Here is a 6,074-nt window from a genome sequence, read left to right on the forward strand (position 1 = left end):
GACGATCTGCGTCTCGCCGCAGCGAGCGCAGGTCTTCACCTCCTTGACGGTCGTGACGACCTCGTCGCCCTCCTCCTCGCGCTCGCGCTGGAGTTCGGGCTCGTCGAAGTCGTGTCCGAGCAGACACCTGAGTCCCATTGTGCCACCCTGCGGTGCCGAGGGTAAAAAACGCCCCGTCGGCGTCCGACGCTCGGCACACGACCGTTTCGGGGGCGACGGCGCCGCCGCTCCCGGGTTCGGTCGCCGCGCGCCGCGGACACAGACTCTTTGTGGATCGCTCGCGTACCGTACCTCGACATGCCTACCGTATCCTACAAGGGCGAGGAAATCGAGTGCGAGAAGGGCGCCAACCTCCGCGACGTGCTCAAGGAAGCCGGTCTCTCCGTCTACAACGGCAAGATGGAACAGCTCAACTGCCGCGGCGCCGGGTCGTGCGGTTCCTGTGCGGTCCAGGTCGAGGGCGACGTCAGCGAGCCGAGCAAGAAGGAGCGCGCCCGCCTCTGGCTCCCGCCGCACCACCCGAGCCACGACGTCCGCCTCGCCTGTCAGACGAAGGTCGAGGGCGACGTCGAAGTGACGAAGGGCCGCGGGCTCTTCGGACAGCACATCTGAGCGCGGACCCGCCGCTCTCGCCGCTTTTTCAGAGATCGACTGCGCACGCGACGAGCGGTACGCTGGTCGGGAGTAAAATATGGCCGCGGCGAGCGTGAGCCCGCGACGCGGACGAAAACGTTTGGTACCGTGTGTCAGAGTCGCGTTCGGCGTCAGCCGGACCGACCCACCTTTCGGATCGGCTTACTGCCGAACGACGTTGGTCGCGCGGGGGCCCTTCTCGGAGGACTCGATGTCGAACTCGAGCTCCTGGCCCTCTTCGAGGTCCGGGCCGCCGACGTCTTCCATGTGGAAGAACACGTCGTCGTCCGCGTCGTCAGTCTCAATAAATCCGTAGCCGCCAGTGTCGTTGAAGAAATCAACCTTTCCGGTCGCCATTGCGTTCATAGAGAGCGCCCGGCCGGGCATAAGGATTGCGAGTGTACAGTTACCACGACTCTGGATGAACGTTCGTTCTCGAAAAGACGCAACTCTGCGGACGGACTCTGACTGTTCGACGGATTCGCGGCGCGCGATCCGCCTATCCGTCGAGTTCCCGCCGCTTCTTCCGACGCCGACGTTTATGTCTCCGGGCGCGAAAGCGGTGCGTGTGTCTCACGCGCACCGAGCGGACGGCCCCGGCCTGACGCTCCGCGAGAACGGTCCCGCCCTGCTGGTTCCGGCGGCGTGGGGCGTCGCCGCGGGGGCGGTCCTCGGCGTCGTCTCCGCGCACGCGCTGTTCGTGGCGCACGTCGTCATGAGCGTCCTGCTCGTCGCCTTCGTCGCCGCCTCGTGGCGCGACATGGCGACGGGCGTCCTCCGCGCGTGGAAGCTGGCGATACTCGCCGGCACGCCGGTCACGCTCGCGGGCGTCGCCGGGTTCCTCGCGCGCGACGGGACCGTGCCCGCGCTCGCGGCCGCGGTCCCGGCCGACGCGCTCCTCGCCGTCGCCTTCTACGGGTGGATGCTGCTGCCCGCGCCCGCGTTCGTCTACACGGGCCTGCGCGACCCGGCGGTCCCCCGCTCGCTCGTCCACCACGCCGCGGCCGCGTGTTCGGTCGCGGGCGCCGCCGTCGCCGCGCTCGGAGGGTCCGCGACGGGGACGGTCGCGGGCATCGCGCTCGTCGGCCTCGGCCAGACCGCCGGCATCCTCGCGGCGACCGCGCTGTACTGACCGACCGCCGCGTCGCTCCGCGCCGGTCGCCTTCCCGTCACCGCACCGCTCGGTCGAGCGTCCGCCGGAGCGCCGCCCGGTGGAACTCCACGGCGGCGCCGCGGTCGACCGGCGGGTACCGCGGGTTCGTCACGACCCCCTCGCCGTCGACGACCGCGCTCGCGACGGCCGCCGCGCGGTGCGCGCGCTCGACCGGCGGGAGCGGGGCGACCGACTCGTACCCGTCGCGGAACGCCCGCCGGAGCGGTTCGGCCTCGCTCGCCGGCACGTACCAGTCGGCGACCAGGTGTTCCGCCTTCGCGACCGACACGCCCCGCGGCGCGGCCAGCGGCGCCTCCCAGTCGAGGACGGCCGTCACCGCGCCGTCGGCGACGAGGGCGTTTCCCGGTCGGAAGTCCCACGGGAACAGCCGCGGCTCGTCGTCGCCCCCGCCCGACTCGTTGACGGCCTCTCGGAGCGGCCCGCGGAGGTCGTCGAAGTCGGCCGGGAGCCGCGACAGGTGCCGCTCGCCGAACCGCCGCACCCACGACTCGGCGTCGGTCGGGTCGCGGACGGACAGCGACGCGCCGCGCTCGGCGACCGCCTCCGAACCGAACGCTCCCCCGGCGGCCGCTCCGTCGCCCGCCGGGTCGTCGACCGCGACCCGCCCGCACCCGGAGAACCGGAACGCCTCGTGGATCGCGGCGAGGTATCGCCCGAGCGCCCGCGCCACATCGCACCGGTCCGCCGGGTCGAGGCCGACGAACGCCTCGTGGAGGTCGCGCCCCCCGACCAGCGGCGTGACGAGCCAGCCGGTCCCGTCGACGACGCCGGCGCCGAGCGGACGCGGCACGGGAACGTCGGTCCGCGCGCCGATCGCCGCCAGCAGCGCCGCCTCGGTCCGGACCCTCCTCGGCGCCTCGGCGTACTGGACGACCACCGATCCGGCGGCCTCGAACCGCACCGCCTCCGTCAGCTTGCGGTTCCCCCGTCCCAGCGATTCGACGCTCACGGGCGTCGCCCCCGGTCGCGTCGCCGCTAGGGCCCGCTCGCGGACCGCGTCGCTCACTCTCCCTCCGCCCCGGTCGCGGTCTCGCTTCCGGTCCCCGTCGCGGTCTCGCTTCCGGTCCCCGTCGCGGTCTCGCTTCCGGTCCCCGTCGCGGTCTCGCTCTCGCTCTCGACCGCGGGTCCGCACCCCTCTCTCAGCACCCCCGCGACCTCCTCCAGCGAGTCGACGACGTAGTCCGGGCGGTACGGGGCCGCCGCGTCGTCGGGGTCCGCCCGGAGCCACGCGGACCGGAGGCCGGCGTTGTGCGCGCCGGCGACGTCGTACCCCAGCGAGTTCCCGACGTACAGCATCTCGCGCCGGTCGACCGACAGCGCCGCGGCCAGCCGTTCGAACGGCTCCGCGTGCGGCTTCCGGCGCGGCAGGTCCCCGGCGTACACGACCGCGTCGACGCGGTCGGCCAGCCCCAGCGACTCCACCTTCGTCCGCTGGCGTTCCTCCGGGCCGTTCGTGAGCACGCCAACCGGTCCCGCGGCCGCCGCGGCCGCCAACGCGTCGGCCGCGCCCGGGAGGTACGCGACCCGCGACTCGTCCGCGACCGCCTCGAACGCCTCGGCGAGGGCGATGGGGTCGACCTCCCGGCCGTACCGGGCCGCCAGCCGCGCGAACCCCGCGCCGAGGTAACCGACTCGGTCGTCCGGGTCCGGCGGCCCGTCGAGGAGGGGCCACAGCTCGTCGGGCTCGCCGAACGGCTCGACGCCCGCCCGCTCGAACGCCCGTCGATAGAGGGCGGTCACGTCGCCGTCGTGGCGGCACAGCGTGTCGTCGAGGTCGAACGCGACCGCCGCGAACCGGTTCATGGGAGCTAGGTGGCGCCGCGCGGCGAAGTCGGTTTCGGCGACGGGCCCGTACCCCCCGACGATGGCCGACCCCGAGGACACCTACGACTGCGAGACGTGCGGCGCGAGCGTCGCCGTCGCGGACGCCCGCCGCTCGGAACCGTTCGGCGACCTCGACCCCGACGCGTGGCAGACGCTGGACTGCCCGCGCTGCGGCGACCGGCTCGCGACCGTCTTCGTCGGCGGCGAGTGACCCGCGGCGACACCCCACAGTATCTACGTGTCCGGCCCGTGATCGGCACATGGTCGACGCCGGGACGGCCTACCTCCTCGTGACCGGCGCGCTGCTGCTCGTCGCGCTGGCGGTCGGAGTCAGGGCCCTCGTCGGCATCTTCCGGGAGGGCCGCGAGCGCAGCCGCAGGCGGCGCGCGGGCGAGATGGAGCGGTACACCGAGGACCCCGTCTACGAGCGCGACCCGCCCGACCCGGACGGCGCGACCTCGTCGACCTGCCCGCAGTGCGGCGCGGAGAACGACTCGAAGTTCACCTACTGTCGCGAGTGCGCGGCGCCGTTGGGTCCGAATTACTGACCCCACCCGCTCGCCGTCGCTCGCGGGTTCAGAATACGCCGCCTCCCCGATTGGAACTCGCCGAGAGGCTCGCCCTCGCTGCGCCCGGGCTCGCGACTCGTCTGCTCAAATCGGCTCGGGAGCATCTTCACTGCTCACGGTTCGGTCGCTTCGCTCCCTCACGAGTTCGCAGGAAAATGCCGCCTCCCCGATTTGAACACCGGAAGACTTCGCTCCGCTCGTCTTCCGAGCCCCCGCTCGCGGGGACGGGGGACAGCTCGATCTCCAGTTGAAGTCGCAGCCTTCCGAATCGAGATCGCGTCGAAAATGTATGCCGCCTCCCCGATTTGAACGGGGGACAGCTCGATCTTCAGTCGAGTGCTCTCCCAGTCTGAGCTAAGGCGGCTCGCACTCGCATCAACGCCGATTCGAGACAAAAGGATTTCGAAAGGCGGCGCGCCGATCGGTTTCTGCCGACCCGTCTTCTCCGTCCGCCTCTCGGCCGCGCTCACGACGAATCTCTTCGACACCGACGAGATCGTCGCGATCAACCATACCGACTGCGGGATGACGGCGCGCCCGACGATGCCGTTCGGGAGGGGCTCGAAGCGCGGGCCGGGGACCTCGACGCCGCCGACCTCGACCCCTCGCTGCCGGAGCTGACAATCGGGGACGCCGACCTGCTGGATTGGGTGAAGATGACCGACGACGTCGACGCGGCCTGCGCCGCGCAGGTGGAGTACCTCCGAGGGTCCGCGTTCGTTCCCGACGACACGACCGTCTCCGGCTACGCCTACGAGGTCAAGTCCGGCGAGCTCCGCCCCCCGACGAGCGGATCGCCGAGGGGATCAGCGAGCGGCGGGCCTGACCGGCGATCGCGGGCGAGCGTTCCCGCCCTGCGCCCCGAGGTGTGACGTTTTTATGCGCCCGCGGCGAATCGCGTCACGAATGGACCGAGTACGCGCGCCCGCGGTCGGGCGAGGTGGTGTCGGTGGGCGCTGACGGCGACGGCGTCTCCGGATCGGACGCCCCCGCCGAGGCGAGCGCCGACGCCGGCGCGGACGCTGCGATCGACGATGCCCCGGTCGTCGCCGGCTTCTTCTCCGGCTGCGGCGGCCTCGACCTGGGGTTCGAGCGGGCCGGCTTCGACGTCGCCCTCGGGAGCGACCAGTGGGAGCCGGCCGCGGAGACGTACCGCCGCAACTTCTCGGACACCGAGTTCCTCGACGGCGACGTCCGCGAGCTCGACGCGCCGGCGATCCGCGAGGCGGTCGCGGGCGCCGGCTACGACCCCGACGGGATCGACGTCGTGATCGGCGGCCCGCCGTGTCAGGGGTTCAGCCGGCTCAACAACGAGCAGATCGAGCTCGACGAGATGGAGAAGGACCGCCGGAACACCCTCTTCGAGGAGTTCCTCCGGGTCGTCTCGGTGCTGGAGCCGCAGTTGGTGTTGATGGAGAACGTCCGCGATCTGATCAACCGCCAGACCAGCGACGACCGGTACGTGAAGGACCTCATCGTCGACGAGTTCGCCGCTCACGGCTACAAGTGCGAGTACCGGGTGCTGGAGGCCGAGCAGTACGGCGTCCCCCAGAAGCGCCGCCGGATCTTCTTCATCGGGACCGACCGCGACGTGCCGATCCGGTTCCCGGAGCCGACGACGCCCGAGGGGAGTTGGCGCACCGCGGGCGAGGCGCTCGCGGACGCGACCGACGACCTGCCGAACATGACGTACGCGGACACCGGCGAGAAGACGCTCGAACGCATCCGGCACGTGCCCCCGGGCGGCTACTACCGCGACCTCCCCGACCGGCTGAAGACGAAGAAGTACCAGTGCGACTGCGAGGACACCGACGCCTGCCCCCACGAGCCGGAGATCGTCAAGCGCTACGGGACGTACCTGCGCCGGCTCGACC

At 71.8% G+C, this 6,074-nt stretch carries 7 protein-coding genes, 1 tRNA gene and 2 pseudogenes; 6 read left to right on the forward strand and 4 right to left on the reverse strand.

Annotated features, from left to right (window positions below):
• Positions 1-297 precede the first annotated feature (297 nt).
• Positions 298-612 carry a 2Fe-2S iron-sulfur cluster-binding protein gene (locus B9G38_RS13350; protein ID WP_086220683.1) on the forward strand — a complete coding sequence of 105 codons (315 nt, stop codon included), beginning with the start codon at positions 298-300 and terminating at the stop codon, positions 610-612.
• Positions 613-795: 183 nt separating this feature from the next.
• Here the strand turns inward: B9G38_RS13350 and B9G38_RS13355 are convergent, their stop codons facing one another.
• Positions 796-990 (reverse strand): cold-shock protein, encoded by a 195-nt coding sequence (locus B9G38_RS13355; RefSeq protein WP_004599158.1) that lies wholly within the window; start codon positions 988-990, stop codon positions 796-798.
• A 184-nt stretch (positions 991-1,174) separates the two neighbouring features.
• Between B9G38_RS13355 and B9G38_RS13360 the strand changes: the two genes are divergently transcribed.
• On the forward strand, positions 1,175-1,765 hold the full coding sequence (locus B9G38_RS13360; protein WP_086220684.1) for a hypothetical protein: 591 nt from the start codon (positions 1,175-1,177) through the stop codon (positions 1,763-1,765).
• A gap of 37 nt (positions 1,766-1,802) precedes the next feature.
• Here the strand turns inward: B9G38_RS13360 and B9G38_RS13365 are convergent, their stop codons facing one another.
• Positions 1,803-2,813 carry a phosphotransferase family protein gene (locus tag B9G38_RS13365; RefSeq protein ID WP_086220685.1) on the reverse strand — a complete coding sequence of 337 codons (1,011 nt, stop codon included), beginning with the start codon at positions 2,811-2,813 and terminating at the stop codon, positions 1,803-1,805.
• 134 nt (positions 2,814-2,947) lie between these two features.
• Positions 2,948-3,610 (reverse strand): annotated as a pseudogene (locus B9G38_RS13370) (HAD family hydrolase); the annotation flags it as partial.
• 61 nt (positions 3,611-3,671) lie between these two features.
• Between B9G38_RS13370 and B9G38_RS18335 the strand changes: the two are divergent.
• Positions 3,672-3,842 (forward strand): hypothetical protein, encoded by a 171-nt coding sequence (locus tag B9G38_RS18335; protein ID WP_198945700.1) that lies wholly within the window; start codon positions 3,672-3,674, stop codon positions 3,840-3,842.
• A gap of 49 nt (positions 3,843-3,891) precedes the next feature.
• Complete coding sequence (locus B9G38_RS13375; protein WP_086220687.1) at positions 3,892-4,179, forward strand: zinc ribbon domain-containing protein; 288 nt, start codon at positions 3,892-3,894, stop codon at positions 4,177-4,179.
• Between the two features lie 311 nt (positions 4,180-4,490).
• Here the strand turns inward: B9G38_RS13375 and B9G38_RS13380 are convergent.
• A tRNA-Phe gene (locus tag B9G38_RS13380) sits at positions 4,491-4,564 on the reverse strand.
• Positions 4,565-4,656: 92 nt separating this feature from the next.
• Between B9G38_RS13380 and B9G38_RS13385 the strand changes: the two are divergent.
• Together B9G38_RS13385 and B9G38_RS13390 are read left to right on the forward strand one after the other, a co-directional pair.
• Positions 4,657-5,026 (forward strand): annotated as a pseudogene (locus tag B9G38_RS13385) (carbonic anhydrase); the annotation flags it as partial.
• A gap of 123 nt (positions 5,027-5,149) precedes the next feature.
• Positions 5,150-6,074: DNA cytosine methyltransferase (locus B9G38_RS13390; protein WP_086220688.1), on the forward strand; the 925-nt coding region annotated here is incomplete at its 3' end.

The organism is Halorubrum sp. SD612, from assembly GCF_002135005.1.

Coding starts and splice junctions, on each gene's coding strand:
- B9G38_RS13350 (WP_086220683.1), top strand. CDS start 298: ATGCCTACCGTATCCTACAAGGGCGAGGAAATCGAGTGCGAGAAGGGC.
- B9G38_RS13355 (WP_004599158.1), bottom strand. CDS start 990: ATGGCGACCGGAAAGGTTGATTTCTTCAACGACACTGGCGGCTACGGA.
- B9G38_RS13360 (WP_086220684.1), top strand. CDS start 1,175: ATGTCTCCGGGCGCGAAAGCGGTGCGTGTGTCTCACGCGCACCGAGCG.
- B9G38_RS13375 (WP_086220687.1), top strand. CDS start 3,892: ATGGTCGACGCCGGGACGGCCTACCTCCTCGTGACCGGCGCGCTGCTG.
- B9G38_RS18335 (WP_198945700.1), top strand. CDS start 3,672: ATGGCCGACCCCGAGGACACCTACGACTGCGAGACGTGCGGCGCGAGC.